A 19036-nucleotide genomic window follows, 5' to 3' on the forward strand; every position below is an offset into this window, starting at 1 on the left:
GTGGCCCGAACTCAGCAGCACAGCGGCGTACCGATTTCCGGTATGCCGTTCAAGGATTTCAGCTGACTACCACCTTGCCAAAAAAACCGAATTGCAGGCTGGAGGCAATCCTGTGCGCCACCAGGCTGAATTCATCTGCAATTTCTTTGTCGAACAGGCGGTAGGCGGTTTCTTTAAAGAGCTGTAGCCAGCGGCTGAAATGATCCGGCTCCACGCCGTTGATCAACATGTGCTTTCCATATACGTTACCCTGGAACTCCCTGGTCCCTAGCATGACTGTGGACCAGAAATCCACCATGCGCTCCAGGTGCGGCGCCCAGTTGCCGCCGATGGCCTGGTTGAAGATGGGATGCAGGCTGTCGTCTTCGCGTACTGCATCATAAAATTGGTGTACCAGCATCGTGACCGATGCGCGGTTAAGTTCCTGATGTGACATAGTGAAATTTTTACTTAAGGTTGAGCGGATGAGGTCTGTGTGGCGTCGGGCGCCAGCGCCGGTATCCTGGCGATACACCAGCCGGCGGCGACCAGCAGCGATGCGGCGACCAGGCCCATGCCGGTCGTGGACTGGTCGTCCAGCAGATAGGCATTGCACAGGCGTTGCGGCATGTCCTGGTACAGCATGCCGACGATGGCGGTCATTGAACAAAAATTCCCGAGAAAAAACACCTGGATGATCCAGTTCGCGCGCCTGAGCGAGCCCGGCAGCACTGCGCCAAGCACGATGAGGGAGGCAAACTTGAGGAATTCTGCCGCAGGCGATGTCAGGCATTCTTCCAGCGCCTTGGGGATCATCCAGTAGGCGCTGATAAACAGCAGCGCAAACAGGCCCGTGACGCCGTTCTGATCGAAGATACGCAAAGGCTTGAGCAGAAAAATACCCGACCGGGTTGCAGCCTGCGCCAGCAGCACGCCGCCTGCAAACAGCAGGGGCAGCTGAACCATCATGTGCAGCAGCATGGAACGCTCCAATGTCTGCCTGGTTGCCAGCGTCAGGATCAGCAGTACGCAGCCGGATACGGCCAGCGCTGCCGCAGTGTTCAGCCTGCCGAAGGCAGTTGGCAAGGCTTTCATAGCGCAGCTCCAGTCCTGGCTTCGGCCTGACTGTCTTCGCCGTTCTTCTGCGCGATCTGCGGATGCCGGGAGGACAAGGAGAGTGCGTATGCCAGTGCCGCCTCGGGCTGGTCGTAATCGAAGATACGCGATAGGCGGCCATCGGGCGTGACGACGTGAAAGGCGGCGTTATGCTGGAACTCTCCCAGCGGCGCCGGTACGACAACAATACCGAAGCTGTTGAGCAGCGAGCTGCGCTGTGCCGCCGTATCGACACTGAGCATCTGCCAGTCTTGCGGATCGGCTTTCATGCGTATTGCATAGCTGCTGAGCTGGGCGGGCCCGTCCGTTGCATCAAAGCTGATGCTGAGCAGGCGCAGCTGGTGCTGCAGGCCGCGTTGCTGCAGGGTCTGCTGCATTTGCTGAAATTCATTACCCAATACCGAGCATACCACGTTGCAGCGGGTATAGATAAAGGTGACGATGGAAACCCGGCCATCCTGGCCCAAGGTCCGGTAAAGGTCCAGCTTGCGGCCGCCGGCATCGCTGAGCGCGGCGTCGGGCACTTTGCGCGGATGTTCGGCAATATCCAGCCGGCGTGCTTCCTCCGTGCTGACAACACGGAATTTATCGGTGCCATGGTAAATGGCGGCCACTCCCAGCACAAATAACAGCGCCAGGGCGAGCATGGTCGGCGCTGCGTTGCGGGCTGAGCCTGAACTTGAGCCGGCAGCTGTATCCATGCCAGCTTGCGCGCCGGTTTTACTCTTTGAGTTTGGCCAGCTCATCGTCGCCGTTCCAGGGTTGAGTGCGGTCCTTGCTGCCATCCCGCACAGTCTTGACCGTATCAGCGCTGATCTTGTCCGCACTGTTACCGAAGTTGGCGCGCACATAACTCAGTACGGCGGCAATCTCGGCGTCGTTCAGCTTGTCCTTGAAAGAAGGCATGGCGCCGTTATAGGCAGTCCCCTTGACGGTCAGTTTGCCGGTGATGCCGTGCAGTACGATGCTGGGCGTTACCGTATCTTTGGCCAGCACCCATTCAGACCCTGCCAGCGGCGGAAACACACCGGGCAGGCCGGCGCCGGTTGCCTGGTGACAGGCGATGCACTGCGCCGCATAAATTTGCGCCCCGTCCACTGCGCCGCCGGGCTTGGCGCCTGGTTTGCCTGTCAGCGTCGCCATGGTGCGGGAATCTCCGAGCGAAGCATCGTCGCTGGGATGGCTGAGCAAGATATAGCTGACGGACCAGATCAGCAGCAGCGAGACGATCGCGATGATGAGGCGTGGCACCGGTCGGTTTTTCTCATGGGGATCCGGATTTTCCCTGCGCTGCGCGCCGTCCTTGAATGAATCCTGTGTCATTTCTTTACTCCAGGTTGATATTTTTCTAGCGTTGCAGGAAATGCAGCTTGTGCTCGACCTTTGCCCATTCATCTGCATCCGGTGGCGGCAACCTGGTCCGGGAGATTACCGGCCATTTTTCCGCCAGTTCTGCGTTCAGCGGGGTAAAGGCTTGCTGGCCGGCAGGCACGTCGCTTTCTTCGAATATCGCCAGCACCGGACATTCGGCAACGCACAGGGCGCAATCGATGCAGATGTCCGGCGCAATCGCCAGCATATTCGGGCCTTCGCAAAACGCATCCACCGGGCAGACATCCACGCAATCGGTATATTTGCAGCGGATACAGCTTTCAGTTACTACATGGGTCATTGCATTGCCTTATTTTCCTGTCTTATCTGCTGTTACAGGCGCCTCAATCGCCGGGTAGGTGTGGTCCAGGCCCTGCAGATATTGCACCAGATCCAGCACTTCCGGTCTGGCGACGACGATCTTTCCGGGAGGCGCGTAACCCGGCGGCAGGTTCACCACGCGGTCGCCCGGCTCAGCCTCTTTCTTGATGTCGAACAGGTAAGGGTAGGACGGCATGATGCTGCCCGGCGTATAAGCGCGCGGCTGGTACAGGTGGCCCAGGTGCCAGTCGGCACTGGGCTGGCGCGCGCCGATGTTGAACAGGTCGGGGCCGGTGCGCATCGTACCCAGCAGGTGCGGATTGTCGTAGTAATAGTCTGCGGCGACGGACGCGCGGCCCCAGCCTCGCTTGTCATCCGGCGCCTGCGCCTTGTCGCGCGGCTGCTGCGAGTGGCAGTAGATACAGCCATTCTTGATGTACTGCTCACGGCCGCGCAGTTGCGCAGACGTATAGGGCTTCAGGCCCGCCGCCGGCTTCAGGTGGTTCAGCTGCAGGTAGGGGACTACCACCAGCGTCGAGGTTGCCAGTGCTAATGTCACCATTGCACCGGTCAGTAATTTGATTTCATTTTCCATTTGTTATGCTCCAGCCAGCACGCCGGCCGTGGGTTTTGTATGTAGCAATGCGGCGCCAACGCGGCGTGGTCCGTAACGCAGGGCCATGGCAACGAAGTGGAAGGCGAATACCAGGTGGCCCAGCGTCATAATGGCGCCGCCGACGGAACGGCTCTTCAGGTAGGGAATGGTCACGTTGACCGAATCCATGAAAGGTTTGGATGCATCCAGCATTGCCATCCCTTGCAGCCATCCGCCTATGGTCAAGCCGATGAAGTAGATCGAGAAGCCCAGCACCACCAGCCAGAAATGCGCGGCGATCAGTTTGGGGTAAGGCCATTCCCAGGACATTACGCGCGGCATGACGAAATAGATCGCGCCGAACATCACCATGGTAAAGAAGCCATATAGGCCCAAGTGGGCATGGGCGACGGTAAAGTGGGTAAAGTGAGTCACGGTATTCACCGCGCGCAAGGCTTCCAGCGAACCTTGCACCGAGCTCAATGTATACATCATGCCGCCCAGCACGATGAAGCGCAGCGTAGGCGAATAAATCAGCGTGGCAAATTTGGTGCGCATGGTCAGATGCTGGTTGACCGAGAAGGAAATCACAGGCACCAGCATCATCACGCTTTGTACGATGGACAGCGTGACCAGCCAGCCCGGCACAGGGCCGCCTATCAGATGGTGGCCGCCGACCTGGCCGTAAAAGAACGCCAGTGTCCAGAAACCGAGCAGCGACAGGTTATACGACTGCACCGGACGTCCTATGATCTTGGGCAGGAAGTAATACACGGATGCCAGCGCCATCGGTGTATAGAACAGCCCCAGCACGTTATGGCCGAACCACCAGTTCATCGTCGCCTGCTCCACGCCTATGTGCAGGCCGGGAATATTCCCTATCAGGAACAGGATAGGGAACCAGAACAGGGCGGCACCCATGTACCAGATGGACACGTACAGGTGATCGACGCGCCTGTTTTGCAGCGTGAAGACCAGCGGCAGGCCGACCAGCGAACCGCCGATGACGATCAGGATGTCTACCTGCCAGGGGATTTCCAGCCACTCCATGCCGTCATTCAAACCAACAGCGATGCAGCCAAGGCCGGCGATCAGGCCTGCGTTCCAGATCATCGCGCCCAGTACCGCAAACCTGCCGCCGAGCAATTCCGTTTTCAGCAACCGCGGCAGCATCCATATTGCGGTGCCCAGCGCTGCCATCGGCGCCCAGCCGTAAGCCACGGCATTCAGGTGAATGGTGCGCAGGCGGCCGAAAGTCAGCCAGGATTGCGAGGTCAGCCAGTCCGGCTCGTGCAATTTGATGGAGCTGGTCAGCCCTGCCAGCGAAGCCACCACCAGCCATACGATGGCACAAGACAGGAAGACAAAGGCAACAAAGGCCGTGGAGCGATCGGCCACCAGGCGCTCCTGCAATTCCTTCTGCAGATGGGCTTTCTGGGTGGTGTCCAAAGGCACTTGGCCTTCGGTGCCGGCCGACTTCTGCAGACCTGCCAGTTGGGCAGGACTGGCGGAGGGTTCTTCGACGCGGCCTATTTCACCTTCCGAGAAAATGATCTTGGCGGCATCCACGTTGCTGTCGAACAAGCGCTTCCGCAATGACCAGATGAAAACGAACAGTCCGGTAATCGACAGAATGAACGAGGATAAAAGTATGGTGACGGTATCCATGATTAGCCGTGATAGGTGAGGGTGAACAAAGGGAGGGCAAACACAATCAGCAAAGCCAGTTTGATGACTTCTAGCACTGCAAAGATGAGGTGATGGGAGCTGCCGTGCAATTCCTTGCCGGCCAGCAGCAGATCAACGCGGCGAGACAGCGGCGGCATCAGCGCAAAGACCTGCATCAGCAGTATGCCTGTTGCGAGGTAGAGCGGCTTGTCGGCATTGTGGCCGGCGCTGAAGATGGATAGCAGGATGCAGGCGCTTGCCAGGACGGCCTCTGCAGCATGCATGCTGCGGAAAATCTGCCTACCGGTGGCGAGCGCAGCGACGCGCGTAAGCTGCGGCGTTTTGAATTTGGCGGGCTGGGCGACAAAGGAAATGCCTATCACCATCCCAGCCCACAGGGTGCCGAGGAGATAGCTGGCTGTACTCAGAAACATATGCGACTCCCTATCAACCCTCCCGGCCGTCAAGCCGGGGATTCAATAAATACGGAACATACACAACGAGATAAAGCAGGAAGGCCGCTGACCAGCAGGCTGCTGCCAATAGCAGCGCAAGAGTCCTGTGGCCGGTAGCTGGGATGTTCGCACAAATCCGGGCCATTGTGCCGGCCTGAAGCAATAAATACATCGTGATCTCCCTAAAGTTGACTTTCAACAAGCGGCCTGTATGGCCTAGCGCCGTACGGGTCGTCATGCCCAGGATTAGTCCGGACATCGCGCCCACTGCCAGCACGTGAAATGCGGTGCTTGATACGCCGAGCGTAGCACCGCCGAGTTCAGCCATGCCCAGCAGCAAGAAGCCGATGGCGATCCAGCCGTAAGACAGGTGCAGTATCCACAGCAAGGGCTGGCGGCCGGTCTTCCACGGTTTCCATCCTGACAGGCGCCAAGCCTGTGCTACCGCGGCGCACAATGCCAATGGGGCGGCGGCATAGGCAGGTATATGTAGCATCCATGCCACGCTTGCCGCGGCGGCCAGTATCAATGCGGCCTTGTTGAGGCGAGGATTGATAACGGGACTGCTGCCGGGCAGCGCATTGGCGGTAAATCCCGGAATGACACGCCCTGCCATTTCTATCTCCAGCAGCGTCACCAGCAGGATGGCGGCGTGTATACATAAGATAGGGGAGATGTCCAGGTACGCCAGCCTGGTTGCGTGAAAGACGGTGTTGGCAAGGAACAACAGGGTCAGCAAACCGAGCAGTGGCAGGTTGCGGGTGTTGCCGGATTTTTTAATGACTACGTATAGAGGCCAGGCGGCACAAGGGATAAACGCCAGGTCCACTACGGCTGCCAGCGGTGCAGGTAGCCAGGCCATTGCCAGCCTGCCCGCAATCCACAAAGCTGCCAGCAGTGCCAGCGGCCGGCCGCGCAGCGTCCACAACCCGGTCCAGTTGCGCGCGGCGGTCAGCAGGAAACCGATAATCACCGCCAGCGCAAAGCCGAATACCATTTCATGCATGTGCCAGTTCAGGTCTAGCCTGGAGGCGTCGGGAAGGTGGCCCGTATAGCTGAGCAGCCATAGCGGGATAGAGATCATGGCAAAGGCTGCCGCCAGCAGATAGAAAGGGCGGAACCCCAGGCCTAACAAAGGCATATTGGCCAGGCCTGACTTGCTTGTCCCCGGCTCCTGTATCTGCATCAGCATTGAATTGTTCATCGCGGTTCGGAATTTAAATAACCTATATAATAAATACTACATTAAGATACGTCTTAAATCAATATTTAAAATACAGCTTTAATGAACTGGAACCAGAATGAGACTGACCGCCTTTACCGACTACACGCTGCGCACGCTGATGTACCTTGCGATAAACCGCGACAAGCTGGCGACGGTGCACGATATCGCCGAGCTGCATGACATCTCGCAAAACCATCTGACCAAGGTTGTGCACCAGCTGGGCCTGACCGGCGTCATTGAAACGGTGCGTGGCCGCAACGGCGGCTTCAGACTGAACAAGGAGCCGGCGGATATCAACATCGGCGAAGTGGTGCGCAATAGCGAATCCGATTTTTTCATGGCTGAATGCTTCGACAAGGATCACGATAAATGCGTATACAGCCCTTTCTGTGCATTAAAAGGGGTGCTGAGCGATGCAACCAGTGCGTATCTGGCGGAGCTGGACAAGGTAACGCTGGAGCAGCTCATTCCCAAGGGCGGTCGCGGCAAGAGGGACGCTGCTGCTCCAGTCAAGATACAGTTCCAGCGCAAGGTCTGAGCCGAGATTGCGGTTGAGTTCTGTCGAATAACCTTAGGAATTCTGCGGGAAATCAAAAATAGCCTTGTTTCAAAATTTTAATATGTATATTATGTGCATGTTTGTTGAATCTGGAAGGCAAACTGGCAGGTAAACGAATTCGTTCAAAAAATACTGCGCATAAAAGCGCCATTTTTTTTATCTTAAATATGTATTTAAAATATATATTTAATGAGGTTGATAAATGTGCAGTAAAAATTGTTAAACCACACAATAAAAAGGAACAAAGATATGGCAATTCTCAGATGGAGCACACCCAAGGCGTTTGGTTTGCTGACGCTTTGGCTGCTGTGCATGACTTACGAGTGCAAGGTGTGGGCCGCGCCGCGAAACTTCGAGATGAATATCGAAGACACCCGGATCACGCTGGTGGAAAAGCAGCAGTATCACACCTTCGCTTTCGCCGGCCAGGTGCCGGGCCCCCTGTTCTATGTCGATGAAGGCGACGAGATCACCGTCAATGTCAATAACCTGACAGCGCTGCCGCATACCGTCCACTGGCACGGCATGCTGCAAAAGGGGACGTGGCGCAATGATGGCGTGCCTGACGTCACGCAGGAGGGTATCAAGCCCGGCGAGAGCCATACCTATAAATTCATTGCGGAACCTTCGGGCACGATGTGGTACCACTGCCATGTCAATGTCAATGAGCACGTTGCACTGCGCGGCATGTGGGGGCCTTTCATTGTACGGCCGAAAAAGCCTACCGCACTGGAAAAGACCGTCACCAAAGAATTCATCATGATGCTGTCAGAGTGGGATTCCAAATACGCCGACAAGCCGGGTTTTGGAGGCCTGCCGGGGGAGAATTTCGACTATTTCACCATCAATGGACGTTCCTATCCGGATAACCAGCCCATGCGTGTCAACAAAGGGGATGTGGTGCGTCTGCGCCTGATCGGTGCCGGCGACCTGGTTCATAGCATCCACCTGCACGGCCATGTGATGAAGATCGCTTTCAAGGATGGCTTCCCGCTGGCGAACCCTATTTCTGCGGATACGGTATTGATCGGCCCGGGCGAGCGCTATGACGTGATCTTCACTGCCGACAATCCCGGCCGCTGGATGATCCACGACCATGTGGACAGCCACACGATGAATGGCGACAGGCCCATGGGCGGCATCATGAGCGTGCTGGAATATAACGAGATCAAGCGCGACGATGCCTGGTATCCGTGGAAAGACAAAAAATTCCAGTCCAACTTCTATTACGAAGACGCGCTGAAAAAAGGTCCCGGCATTTACACCAACGACGTGCTGAAAGGCCAGCTGATCCAGTAGGCCCGGACATTTACCCTAAAGGATAAACATGAGAACGAAAAAGATCGCCTTGCTGCTGGCGGGTGCGTTGCTGGGAGGCGTTGCGCTGACGGCGGCGGCTAACGGTAGCGGCCAGGACATTTTGAAGCAGCAATGCATCGCCTGCCATGCCGTCGTCAAGCCGGAGAAGACCACGCTGGACAGACTCTGGGAGCGCAAGGGGCCGGATCTGCATTACGCCGGCGACAAGTTCAATCGCGAATGGCTGGAGGCCTGGCTGCAAAACCCCAGCACCCTGCGTCCTGCCGGCGTGATGTATGCAAAAACCGCGAAGCCTGCTGCCGACAAATCGGCGGATCAGATTGATGCAATCCAGCTGGCGCCGCATCCCAAGCTGTCAAAGGAAGATGCCGCTGTAGTTACCGACAGCCTGATGGCGCTGAAAGTGGACGGACTGGTGCAGAAGGGCGGATTTAAGAACGAGCCCGTAAATGCGTCTTTCGCCTCGATGCTGTTTTCCAAGCTGCGCGGCTGCACCTCCTGCCACGCGGCAAAGCCGGGCACCGGCGGCCAATCGGGCCCGGAACTATATAGTGCCGGCGACCGGCTGCAGCCTGATTTTGTCGCAGCCTTCATCAAGGATCCGCAAAAGTTTACGCCGCATGTGTGGATGCCGAAGCTGGACCTGAACGAGGCCGATGTGCAGAAGCTGACCGGGTATATCGCCACCATGAAAGCCGGGGAGAAAAAATGATGCGCAATACGATTAAAACCAGCCTGATTGCAGGGGCACTGGGCATTTTCAGCCTGTCCGCGCATGCAGACGAACAGCATGCGAATGCCATCAAGCTCTACAACACTTATTGCGTGCAGTGCCACGGTGTTAACCGGGACGGCAACGGCATCAACAGCAAGGAAATGTCTGTCAAGCCGCGCGACCATACGGATACCAAGGCAATGGGTGATACGCCGGATGAAACCTTGTTCAAGGCGATCAAGGGCGGCGGCCTGGCGGTCAGCAAATCAGTTCTTATGCCGAAATGGGAGGGGGTGTTAAACGACGACGAAATCAAGGAAATGGTGGCGTATCTGCGCTTTGTCAGTAAGACCACCAGCAAATAAGCTGACAAATTAGGTGGCAGATAAGTTGGCAGATAAGTCAGCAAATACGTGGACTATTCATTTTATAAATAGATACATACAAATAGGTAAAACAATGAAAAAAAAATCAGCTCTGACCGCAATGTCGCTGGCAATTGCCTTGCTGGCCGGCGGCGCCGTGCATGCGAAGACAGTCAAAATCAGCTTGACGGCAAAGGAAATCGACCTGCCTATCGACAACAAGGGCATGATGTACCGTACGTGGACGTTTGAAGGCCAGGTCCCTGGCCCCGTCGTGCATGTGACGGAAGGCGACGTTGTTGAATTTACGCTGTTCAACGACAAAGCCAACAAGAATTCCCACTCCGTGGATTTTCATGCGGCCCAGGTCGATGTGGTCAAGGATTTCGAGGCAGTGAAACCGGGTGAAAAAGGCAGCTACACATTTACTGCCAATTATCCTGGCGTGTTCTTCTACCATTGCGGCGCAGATCCAATGATCCAGCATATTGCGCGCGGCATGTACGGCACCATCATCGTCGACCCCAAGGACAGCAAGGCAATGCCCAAGGCGGACCGCGAGTACGTACTGATTCAGTCCGAACTGTATCCGAATCCGGACAACCAGGCAGACATGATGGCCAACAAGTGGAGCAATGTGATGTTCAACGGCGGCATCTTTAAATATGACCCCGTCCACGATCCAGCCGCCACACGCATGCTGCAGGCCAAGCCGGGTGAAAGGGTGAGGATCTACTTCATCAATGCCGGCGTCAACGAATGGTCTTCCTTCCACCCGATTGCAGGCATCTGGGACAAGGTTTATCCAAGCGGCAATCCAAAGAACGTGCTGACCGGCATGCAAAGCTATTCAGTCGGTCCCGGCGATGCAGCGACGTTTGACCTGATCTCCCCGGTTGAGGGTGCGAACGCGATTGTGTCGCACTCCTTGCGTCAGGCATTGACCGGTGCAATTGCCATCATGCAGTTCACCAAGGATGCCGATCCTGCGATGGGCAAGGGTGACAACATCCTGATCCGCTAAGCCTGGACGAACCGAGTCAAGGCTGATCAAGCCTTGTTATAGCCGCCCAGGGTGCGACAGTATCCGGCGTCCACTCCGGGCGGTATTTTAATTTTTACGTATTCTCTTTTGAGCCTGCCATGACTAATCCCCGATACACACAACGCGTTCTTCCCGGCCTCGTCGCCGTCGCGGTGCTGGCGACCGCGGCGGGGTATGCTGGCAGCCACTATTTCAATGTTTTTTCCACAGGGCATGCAGCCGTACCTGCAGCAGCGGCCACCGTCATGCATCAGCACGGCATGCAGGCTGTATCTGCTGCAAAGCAGGGAGATGCCGAGGCATACACCTGTCCGATGCATCCGGAAGTCGTGCAAGACCATCCCGGCACCTGTCCCATCTGCGGCATGACGCTGGTGAAAATGCAGCAGGCCGGAGACCATGCCGGCAATGCCTCACCGCTGGTGCATGTCGATGAGGCAACGCAGCAACGCATGGGCGTGCGCATGGAATCTGCGGCAGTGACGAATATGCACAAGGAAATCAATGCCTTCGCCACCATCAGCCCGGACGAAAGCCGTACCGTTTTCGTCAATCCCAAGGTGGAAGGATGGATCCGGCACCTGCATGTGCAAGGCGTGGGCCAGGCCGTGCATAAGGGGCAGGTGTTATATGAAATTTACTCGCCTGAGCTGCAGCAGAGGCAGAGGGACTACGTTGATCTGCTGACAAGGCGCGAAGCGCTATTGGGTAGCAGTATGGAATTGGTCGGCCCTAATTCCGCGATGCTGGGCAGTCTTGCGAAGGAACGTTTTCGCGCCCGCGAACGGCTGCTGGCGGCCGACATCCCGCTGGATGTGGTCGAGGAGCTCGAAAAAAGCCGGCGCATAAGCGACGTGATACCGGTCCGTGCCGCACAGGATGGCGTTGTGGGCAGCATTGCCGCGCGGGAAGGAAGCTACGTCAATCCCATGCAGACCGTGCTGGTATATACCGACAGCCGGCGCGTATGGGCGGAGATCACATTGTTCCCCGACCAGGTCAGCTGGCTGAAGAGCGGCGACGTCATCGTGCTGACTTCAGGGCTGGACAAGACGGTGCAGATCAGGGCAAAGATTGATCTTTCCACTTTGCAGATAGATGCCGCCAGCAGGGCAGCCAAGTTGAGGCTGCCGCTGGAAAACAGCAACCAGGCGTTCCGTGCCGGTGCATTCGCAGAGGCAGTGATTCTGTCTTCTGCTCGCAAGGCCCTCAGCGTGCCGCGAGATGCACTGATCAGGACCGGCCATGGCGACTTCCTCGTTGTGGGACAAGGCCAGGGGCATTTCAGCAATACGGCGGTCAAGACCGGTATTGAAGACAAGGAAAGGGTGGAAATCCTCGGTGGGCTGAAGGCAGGGCAGCAGGTTGCTGTCAACGCACAGTTTCTGCTGGATGCCGCCGGCTCGTTGCAGGCGATGCAGCAGCGGCAGCTCCCCCCGGGTTCTGGCGCAAATGCGGCGGTAGTTGCAAGCCCAACCCCGGAGAGTAGCAAGCCGGGTATGGACATGGCTTCGGGTATGCACATGCACGCGGGAGCGCTGCAATGATACAGCGCATCATAGACTGGTCCATCGATAACCGTATCCTGGTACTGATTTTCAGCCTGATCCTGGTGGCGGGCGGCATCGAGTCATTGTCCCGCTTGTCGCTGGATGCGCTGCCGGACTTGTCCGACGTGCAGGTCATCGTCAAGACCGATTTTCCGGGCCAGGCGCCACAGTTCGTCGAAGACCAGCTGACGTACCCGCTGGCGGCTTCGCTGCTGTCGGTGCCTGGCACGAAGGCGGTGCGCGGTTTCTCGATGTTTGGAGAGTCTTACGTCTATGTGATCTTCAAGGATGGTACCGATATCTACTGGGCCCGCTCGCGGATACTGGAAAACCTGAGCCAGGTCAGCGGCCGCCTGCCCGCAGGTGTGGCGCCCTCGCTGGGGCCGGATGCATCTGGGGTGGGATGGGTATACGAATATGCGCTGGTGGACCGGACGGGTCATACATCCGCTGATGAATTGCGCGCGCTTCAGGATTTTTACCTGAAGCTGGAGTTGCAGAGCGTGCCCGGTGTGGCCGAGATGGCGAGCCTGGGCGGCAGGGCCAGGCAGTTCCAGGTCGAGGTGGACCCGGCCAAGCTGGCCGCGCACAAGGTGGGGATGGAACAGGTGGCGCAAGCCATCAGGGATGCAAACCTGGGCAGCGGCGGATCGTCTTTCGACATGGCGCGGGCCGAGTACCTGGTGCGGGCCAACGGCTACCTGCACGGCGCCGCCGATTTCGACAATATCCCGATTGTGACCGATGAAATCGGCAATGTGCTGCGGCTGAAGCAACTCGCCAGCATCACGACAGGTCCGCAGGCCAGGCGCGGCGTGGCCGACCTGGATGGAAAAGGCGAAGCCACCGGCGGCATCATCGTGATGCGGCATGGTGAAAATGCGTTGAATACGATAGAGGCGGTAAAGCAGCGGCTGGAAACCTTGAAAAAAGGCTTGCCTGCCGGTGTGGAGATTGTTACGACCTACGACAGGTCCGGCCTGATAGAACGGGCCGTACATACGCTGCGCGGCAAGTTGCTGGAAGAATCCCTTGCGGTGGCGGTGATCTGCGGCATTTTCCTGTTCCATATCCGCTCATCGCTGGTCGCTATCGTGACGCTGCCCATAGGCATACTGGCCGCACTGTGGATCATGCGGCTGCAAGGCGTTTCCGCCAACATCATGTCGCTGGGCGGCATTGCGATTGCGGTGGGCGCGATGGTCGACGCTGCCATTGTCATGATAGAAAACATGCACAGGCAGCTGGAGGCTGCTCCTGCAGCGAATCCGGCGGCAACCTGGGCGGCTGTGCGCAAAAGCGCCGGCGAAGTCGGTCCTGCGCTGTTTTTTTCGCTGCTGGTGATTACCGTTTCTTTCCTGCCGGTGTTTACGCTGACAGGCCAGGAAGCAAAGCTGTTCGGGCCGCTGGCCTATACCAAGACCTATGCGATGGCGGCGTCCGCAATCCTGGCGATCACGCTGACTCCGGTCCTGATGGGCTATGCGATCCGCGGCCACATCCCGCGCGAAGCGGCCAATCCTGTCAATCGCTGGCTGATGCGCCTGTACAAGCCCTTGCTGCAGGCTGCATTGGACAAACCCTGGACCGTCATCATGCTGGCCTTGCTGCTGCTGGCGAGTCTGCTGTACCCGCTCAGCCGGCTCGGCAGCGAGTTCATGCCCTCGCTGGATGAAGGCGACCTGCTGTATATGCCGACTACCTTGCCTGGGCTGTCGGCCGACGAAGCCGCCGATATCCTGCGCCGCACCGACCAACTAATCGCCGCGATGCCGGAAGTGGAGCATGTATTTGGCAAGGCAGGGCGGGCTGACACCGCGACCGATCCTGCACCCTTATCGATGCTGGAAACCACAATCGTGCTCAAACCCAAGGCACAGTGGCCCGAGGGTAGCAGCAAATCCAATGCCGACTTGATACAAAGGCTGGACCAGGCAGTGCACTTCGCAGGGCTGACCAATTCGTGGGGTTTTCCTATCAAGACCCGCATCGACATGCTTTCCACCGGCATACGCACGCCGCTTGGCATCAAACTCAGCGGTCCAGACACGGCTATGCTGGAGCGCCTGTCGCTGGATGCAGAAACTGCCTTGCGCGGCGTGCCGGGCACACGCTCGGTATTTGCGGAACGCATCGGTGCAGGCCGCTATGTAGATGTGAACGTGGATCGTGAAAAGGCGGCCTGGTATGGCATCAGCGTGGCGGATATCCATAAGCTGATACAAAGCGCTGTCGGCGGCGAAACCGTGACCACGATCATTGCCGGCCGCGAGCGCTATCCCGTGTCGCTGCGCTATCCGCGGGCCGACCGCGACTCACCGGCAGCACTGGGCGAGATGCGCCTGAAGACGCCCACCGGCGCACTGGTAATGCTGCGCGACGTGGCGCAGGTGATGGTGGCCGACGGCCCGACCGAAATCAAGAGTGAAAATGCCCGGCCCGTGGCGTATGTGTTCATTGACCTGCAAACAGCGGATACCGGCGCCTATCTGAAGGCAGCGCAGGCAGTGCTGGATAGCCGTTTGCATCTTCCCGCGGGCTATAGCATCAGTTGGCAGGGCCAGTACCTGCAATATGAGAACGGCAAGCTGCGCCTGTGGAGCGCCGTGGCGCTGACGCTGCTGCTGGTGATGACGCTGCTATACCTGCATTTTCGCGATGCGAGCAAGCTGTGCCTGGTCTTGCTGTGCCTGCCATTTTCCCTGGTGGGCGGGCTGTGGTTCACCTATCTGCTGGGTTACCAGATATCGGTCGCGGTCATTATCGGGCTGATTGCGCTGGCCGGCGTTGCCACCGAATTTGGCATCGTGATGCTGCTTTATCTCGACCAGGCATTGCTAGCGCTGGACGCGAAAAATCCGGGAACGCAAGAGCACCGGCCAGATAATGGTGTTTTGCTGGCAGCCATTATCAGCGGCGCTCTGCTGCGGCTGAGGCCCAAGGCAATGACGGTGGCCGTGATCCTGGGCGGCCTGCTGCCGGTCATGTTTTCCGATGACGCCGGCGCTGATGTGATGAAGCATATCGCCGCGCCGCTGCTGGGCGGCATGATATCGGCACCGCTGTTTTCGCTGATCGTGATCCCGGTGCTGTATAGCCTGATCCATGGCCGGAAAAATGCGCATGAGCCTGCCATCGAACTGTCGCGGCTGTCCGGTGATGCCGACGGAGAAGCCGCATGAGATCCTGGCTGAACCTGTTGCGCTCCATGCGTTTTGCCGTGGCTATACTGACTGTCGTTGCCGTCGCGGCAACGATAGGTTCCATCCTGGAGCAATCGCAAGGCATGGCCGTCTATATCGCCAGCTACGGGGAGTTCTGGGCCGAACTCCTGAGCCTGGCAGGCCTGACCGACATTTACCACGCGTGGTGGTTCTTTACATTGCTGGCCTTCATGGCAAGTTCTACTGCACTGTGCCTGGCCCAGAACACGCCGCAGATGCTGTATGAAATGCGTACCTACCGCGAGCACAAGAGCCTGCAGGCACTGCGCAGGTTACCTTGCAGCAGCGAGATGGATGTTCCCCTTGCCGCGCGGGCCATGCTTCCCGCAAAACTCCAGGCGTACCTGCGTCGCCAAGGTTATGCCTATATCAGCCGCAAGCCCGCGGGGAATGTAGATGCTATCTTGTTTGCCGCACGCCGCGGCGGCGCACGCCGGCTCGGCTATCTGCTGGTGCATGCGGCCATTGTACTGATTTGCGGGGGCGGACTGATAGACGGCAATGTGGTGCTGCGCTGGCAACTGCTGAGCGGCTCCAGGCACACGGAAAGCCGTGATCTGCCGCCGTCGCAGGTGCCGGCCCGTAGCCGCCTCGGCGCTGATGCAGGATCGTTCCGCGCCACGATGAACCTGGTAGAGGGGCGCACGGAAAACAGCGCCTACCTGTCCTTCAATGACGGTTATTTGTTGCAGGAACTGCCTTTTTCCGTGCGCCTGAAGCGGTTCCGTGTCGAACACTATGACGGTTTCGACAGCGGCAGGCCACGCGACTTTGCCAGCGATATCGACATTATCGATGGCGGCAAGGTCGTCCCGGTGACCCTGCATGTGAATCATCCATATACCTATCGCGGCATCAGCCTGTACCAGTCGGGATTTGCCGACGGCGGCAGCCAACTGGAGCTGCAGGCGGTACCGTTGCATGCAGATGCAGCACCAGCGGCGTTGCAGGGCAAGGTTGGCGGCACCAGTTCGCTACTCATGGAAGGCCAGCCTGTCACGCTGGAATTTACCGAGTTCCGCGCCAACAATGTGTTTGAGAAAGAACCTGCGTCCCAGGCTGGAGACGCTCGTCCGACCAATAACTGGTTCTCCACGCACGAGGCGCGCAGCAGGGTAGAGGACGTAGGTCCATCGCTGGCCTTCCGTCTGCGCGACGGCCAGGGCCAGGCAGCCGACTGGCTTGTATACCGCAAGCCTATACAGGTGGACGGCATGGGCTTTCTCGTGATCGGCAAGAGAGAGCCTCAGCAAGACAGCATGCATTACCTGCGGCTGCCTTTGGACGGCATCAACAGCCTGGACAGCTATCTACGCCTGAGCCGCGGTCTGGCACAGGCGGAGGCGCGCCGCCGTGCCGCCCACCAGATCGCTGCCGATGTCGCCGATCCCGCGCTGGCGGCCGCCTTTGAAAAATCGACACTGGCCTTGCTGGATGTATTTGCGCTACATGGCTACCGAGGCCTGGCAGATCTGGTGCAAAACTCGGTGCCGCCGGCGGAAAGACTAAAGGCCGGCCGTTTTTATAATGAACTGCTGGAGCGCGCTGCCTATAAATTGCAGGAAGTTCCGATGGTGCCGCCGACACCACTGAAAGATGCGCGAGAAGTCTTGCCAAAAGATTTCCTGCATGCCGGCCTTGCCGCCTACAGCGATTCTATGGAACAAAATTTTTCGACCTTATTCCGTTTCACCGGCTATCGCCAGGTGAATGCATCCGGTTTGCAGCTGACGCGTGCGCCGGGAGCTTTCCTGGTGTATTTGGGGGCGGCCATGCTGGGCCTGGGCGTGTGTGCGATGTATTTTATCCGAGAGCGGCGCATGTGGCTTTGGTTTGCGCCTGACAGCGGCACCTTGCTGATTGCATTCAGCGCCAATCGCGATACGCCTGCGCTGAAGCAGGAATTTGACGGCCATCATTCTGCCTTGCTGGCGTTGGCTTCTCCTGCCCCTTTCCCTTATCAGTCATGAGGTAATCACCATGTATTCCGATGCTTTACAAATTGAAAACGAGGCCTCGTTGTCGGAGGTATTCAGCAGCCGCCCCCGGCTGGGCGACTGGCTGTTCCTGGCGGCTTTGGGCATCAGCGGCTTCTACGCGCTGATGCGTTATGCAGACCTGATGGATGCGTATGAGCTGGCCATCCTGCCTGTCTCAGTGCTGCTGCTCGGTTATCTGGGATTGAAGTGGCGGCCCTTGCAGATACTGGCGGCGACTGCCGGTGCAGCCGGCCTGCTGGCAATCGCCTTATACCGCGGCAACCTGGATAACGGGGGACAAGTCTGGCTGCTGAAGTACCTGCTGGCCAGCCAGGCATCCATCATGTGGATGGGGCTGGGTTTCTGGAGCGCGGGCCTGCTATACGGCGCCGGCTGGCTGCGCCGTTCCGATGCCTTGCTGCGGGGCGGAAGCATGGCGGCCTGGGGGGCTGTCGCAATGGGCCTGTCCGGCATGATGGTGCGCTGGTATGAGTCCTATCTGCTGGGCCGCGATATAGGACATATTCCTGTGTCCAACCTGTACGAGGTATTCGTACTGTTTTCACTGATTACCGCACTGCTGTACCTGCATCTGGAACACCGCTCCGGCAACCGCCAGCTGGGCGCCCTGGTCATGCTGGTGGTCGGCGCGGCAGTAGCATTTCTGTTCTGGTACGGGGCCAGTGCCGGCGTGCATGAGATTCAGCCTCTGATCCCTGCGCTGAAATCTTATTGGATGAAGATGCATGTACCGGCCAATTTCATCGGCTACGGTTCCTTTTCCATCGCCGCGATGCTGGGTGCGGCCTGGCTGCTGGCAGGCAAGCCTTTTTTTTCCGAACGCCTTCCTTCCCGCATCTGGCTGGACGAACTGGCGTACCGGGCCATTGCGCTGGGCTTTGTCTTCTTCACCATTGCCACGATTCTTGGCGCGCTGTGGGCGGCTGAAGCCTGGGGCGGCTACTGGTCCTGGGATCCGAAGGAAACCTGGGCGCTGATCGTCTGGCTGAACTATGCGGCATGGCTGCATGTGCGCCTGGTGAAGAATCTGCGCGGCGGCGTGCTGGCCTGGTGGTCACTGGCAGGTTTCGTCGTGACGCTGTTTGCCTTCCTGGGCGTCAATATGTTCCTGTCCGGCCTGCATTCATACGGCAGCTTGTAGGAGATCGATGATGAACAGCAAACAAGCAGCACTGTCGTGCCTGGCGCTTGCCGCGGTGATGGCAAACCTGCCTTTCGTCCCGCAGCGCTGGCTGGCGTTGCCGGGTACCCAAAAGCTGGGCGGTCCTGCTCTGGTACACCTCATCGAGTGGTTTTTGCTGTACCTGCTGTGGATGGGAATTGCGACGGTGCTCGACGGCCAGGCCGGGCTGACGGCCCCCACAGGCTGGCAGATATGGAGCATCAGCATCGCTTTCTTTGCAGTGCTGGCCTTTCCCGGAATCACTTACCGCTATCTGTGGAGCAAAAAACCTCGGCCATGAGGCCGCACTTATAGCGAACGCCGAAGCGGCGCATGTGGTTTGTCGCGGTGTTAAAAAATAGATTG

19 protein-coding genes are annotated in these 19036 nt (G+C 58.1%); 10 read left to right on the plus strand and 9 right to left on the minus strand.

Going from position 1 to position 19036, the window contains the following annotated elements:
• Positions 1 to 58: 58 nt before the first annotated feature.
• The 9 genes from ACO0LO_RS26445 to ACO0LO_RS26485 are packed head-to-tail and all read right to left on the minus strand — an operon-like array spanning position 59 to position 6709.
• Positions 59 to 436 carry a group III truncated hemoglobin gene (locus ACO0LO_RS26445; protein WP_422969081.1) on the minus strand — a complete coding sequence of 126 codons (378 nt, stop codon included), beginning with the start codon at positions 434 to 436 and terminating at the stop codon, positions 59 to 61.
• A gap of 14 nt (positions 437 to 450) precedes the next feature.
• Entirely contained in the window at positions 451 to 1074 is a 624-nt protein-coding gene (locus ACO0LO_RS26450; RefSeq protein ID WP_422969083.1) for a hypothetical protein, read from the minus strand.
• Positions 1071 to 1796, minus strand: a complete 726-nt coding sequence (locus ACO0LO_RS26455) for an SCO family protein (protein WP_422969085.1) — start codon at positions 1794 to 1796, stop codon at positions 1071 to 1073. Before ACO0LO_RS26455 ends, ACO0LO_RS26450 begins: the two co-directional genes overlap by 4 nt.
• A 19-nt stretch (positions 1797 to 1815) precedes the next feature.
• Positions 1816 to 2418, minus strand: coding sequence for a c-type cytochrome (locus tag ACO0LO_RS26460; protein WP_422969087.1), 603 nt, complete (start codon positions 2416 to 2418; stop codon positions 1816 to 1818).
• A 25-nt stretch (positions 2419 to 2443) separates the two neighbouring features.
• On the minus strand, positions 2444 to 2767 hold the full coding sequence (fdxA, locus tag ACO0LO_RS26465) for a ferredoxin FdxA (RefSeq protein WP_422969089.1): 324 nt from the start codon (positions 2765 to 2767) through the stop codon (positions 2444 to 2446).
• A gap of 9 nt (positions 2768 to 2776) precedes the next feature.
• Complete coding sequence (locus ACO0LO_RS26470; protein ID WP_422969091.1) at positions 2777 to 3382, minus strand: cbb3-type cytochrome c oxidase subunit II; 606 nt, start codon at positions 3380 to 3382, stop codon at positions 2777 to 2779.
• Between the two features lie 3 nt (positions 3383 to 3385).
• The gene (locus ACO0LO_RS26475) at positions 3386 to 5050 is read right to left on the minus strand and encodes a cbb3-type cytochrome c oxidase subunit I (protein WP_422969093.1); all 1665 of its coding nucleotides are present in this window, start codon (positions 5048 to 5050) and stop codon (positions 3386 to 3388) included.
• A gap of 2 nt (positions 5051 to 5052) precedes the next feature.
• Positions 5053 to 5484 carry a hypothetical protein gene (locus tag ACO0LO_RS26480; protein ID WP_422969095.1) on the minus strand — a complete coding sequence of 144 codons (432 nt, stop codon included), beginning with the start codon at positions 5482 to 5484 and terminating at the stop codon, positions 5053 to 5055.
• Positions 5485 to 5497: 13 nt separating this feature from the next.
• Complete coding sequence (locus ACO0LO_RS26485) at positions 5498 to 6709, minus strand: NnrS family protein (RefSeq protein WP_422969097.1); 1212 nt, start codon at positions 6707 to 6709, stop codon at positions 5498 to 5500.
• Between the two features lie 97 nt (positions 6710 to 6806).
• Between ACO0LO_RS26485 and ACO0LO_RS26490 the strand changes: the two genes are divergently transcribed.
• From ACO0LO_RS26490 to ACO0LO_RS26535, 10 genes are all read left to right on the plus strand, one after another.
• Positions 6807 to 7268, plus strand: coding sequence for an RrF2 family transcriptional regulator (locus ACO0LO_RS26490; protein ID WP_422969099.1), 462 nt, complete (start codon positions 6807 to 6809; stop codon positions 7266 to 7268).
• A 270-nt stretch (positions 7269 to 7538) separates the two neighbouring features.
• Positions 7539 to 8588 (plus strand): multicopper oxidase domain-containing protein, encoded by a 1050-nt coding sequence (locus tag ACO0LO_RS26495; RefSeq protein WP_422969101.1) that lies wholly within the window; start codon positions 7539 to 7541, stop codon positions 8586 to 8588.
• Between the two features lie 28 nt (positions 8589 to 8616).
• Positions 8617 to 9321: a c-type cytochrome gene (locus ACO0LO_RS26500; RefSeq protein ID WP_422969103.1), complete on the plus strand. Its 705-nt coding sequence runs from the start codon at positions 8617 to 8619 to the stop codon at positions 9319 to 9321.
• A complete protein-coding gene (locus ACO0LO_RS26505) occupies positions 9318 to 9689 on the plus strand; it encodes a c-type cytochrome (protein WP_422969105.1) in 372 nt (123 codons plus the stop codon). The genes ACO0LO_RS26500 and ACO0LO_RS26505 overlap by 4 nt, the downstream gene beginning before the upstream one ends.
• A 94-nt stretch (positions 9690 to 9783) precedes the next feature.
• A complete protein-coding gene (locus ACO0LO_RS26510) occupies positions 9784 to 10713 on the plus strand; it encodes a multicopper oxidase domain-containing protein (protein ID WP_422969107.1) in 930 nt (309 codons plus the stop codon).
• Positions 10714 to 10832: 119 nt separating this feature from the next.
• A complete protein-coding gene (locus ACO0LO_RS26515) occupies positions 10833 to 12281 on the plus strand; it encodes an efflux RND transporter periplasmic adaptor subunit (RefSeq protein WP_422969109.1) in 1449 nt (482 codons plus the stop codon).
• Positions 12278 to 15466 carry an efflux RND transporter permease subunit gene (locus tag ACO0LO_RS26520; RefSeq protein ID WP_422969111.1) on the plus strand — a complete coding sequence of 1063 codons (3189 nt, stop codon included), beginning with the start codon at positions 12278 to 12280 and terminating at the stop codon, positions 15464 to 15466. Before ACO0LO_RS26515 ends, ACO0LO_RS26520 begins: the two co-directional genes overlap by 4 nt.
• Entirely contained in the window at positions 15463 to 17478 is a 2016-nt protein-coding gene (locus ACO0LO_RS26525) for a cytochrome c biogenesis protein ResB (protein WP_422969113.1), read from the plus strand. The genes ACO0LO_RS26520 and ACO0LO_RS26525 overlap by 4 nt, the downstream gene beginning before the upstream one ends.
• Positions 17479 to 17488: 10 nt before the next feature.
• A complete protein-coding gene (ccsB, locus tag ACO0LO_RS26530) occupies positions 17489 to 18649 on the plus strand; it encodes a c-type cytochrome biogenesis protein CcsB (RefSeq protein WP_422969115.1) in 1161 nt (386 codons plus the stop codon).
• A 7-nt stretch (positions 18650 to 18656) separates the two neighbouring features.
• Entirely contained in the window at positions 18657 to 18971 is a 315-nt protein-coding gene (locus tag ACO0LO_RS26535) for a DUF2818 family protein (protein ID WP_422969117.1), read from the plus strand.
• Positions 18972 to 19036 lie beyond the last annotated feature (65 nt).

Source organism: Undibacterium sp. TJN25, assembly GCF_049339885.1.
Lineage (GTDB): Bacteria > Pseudomonadota > Gammaproteobacteria > Burkholderiales > Burkholderiaceae_D > Undibacterium.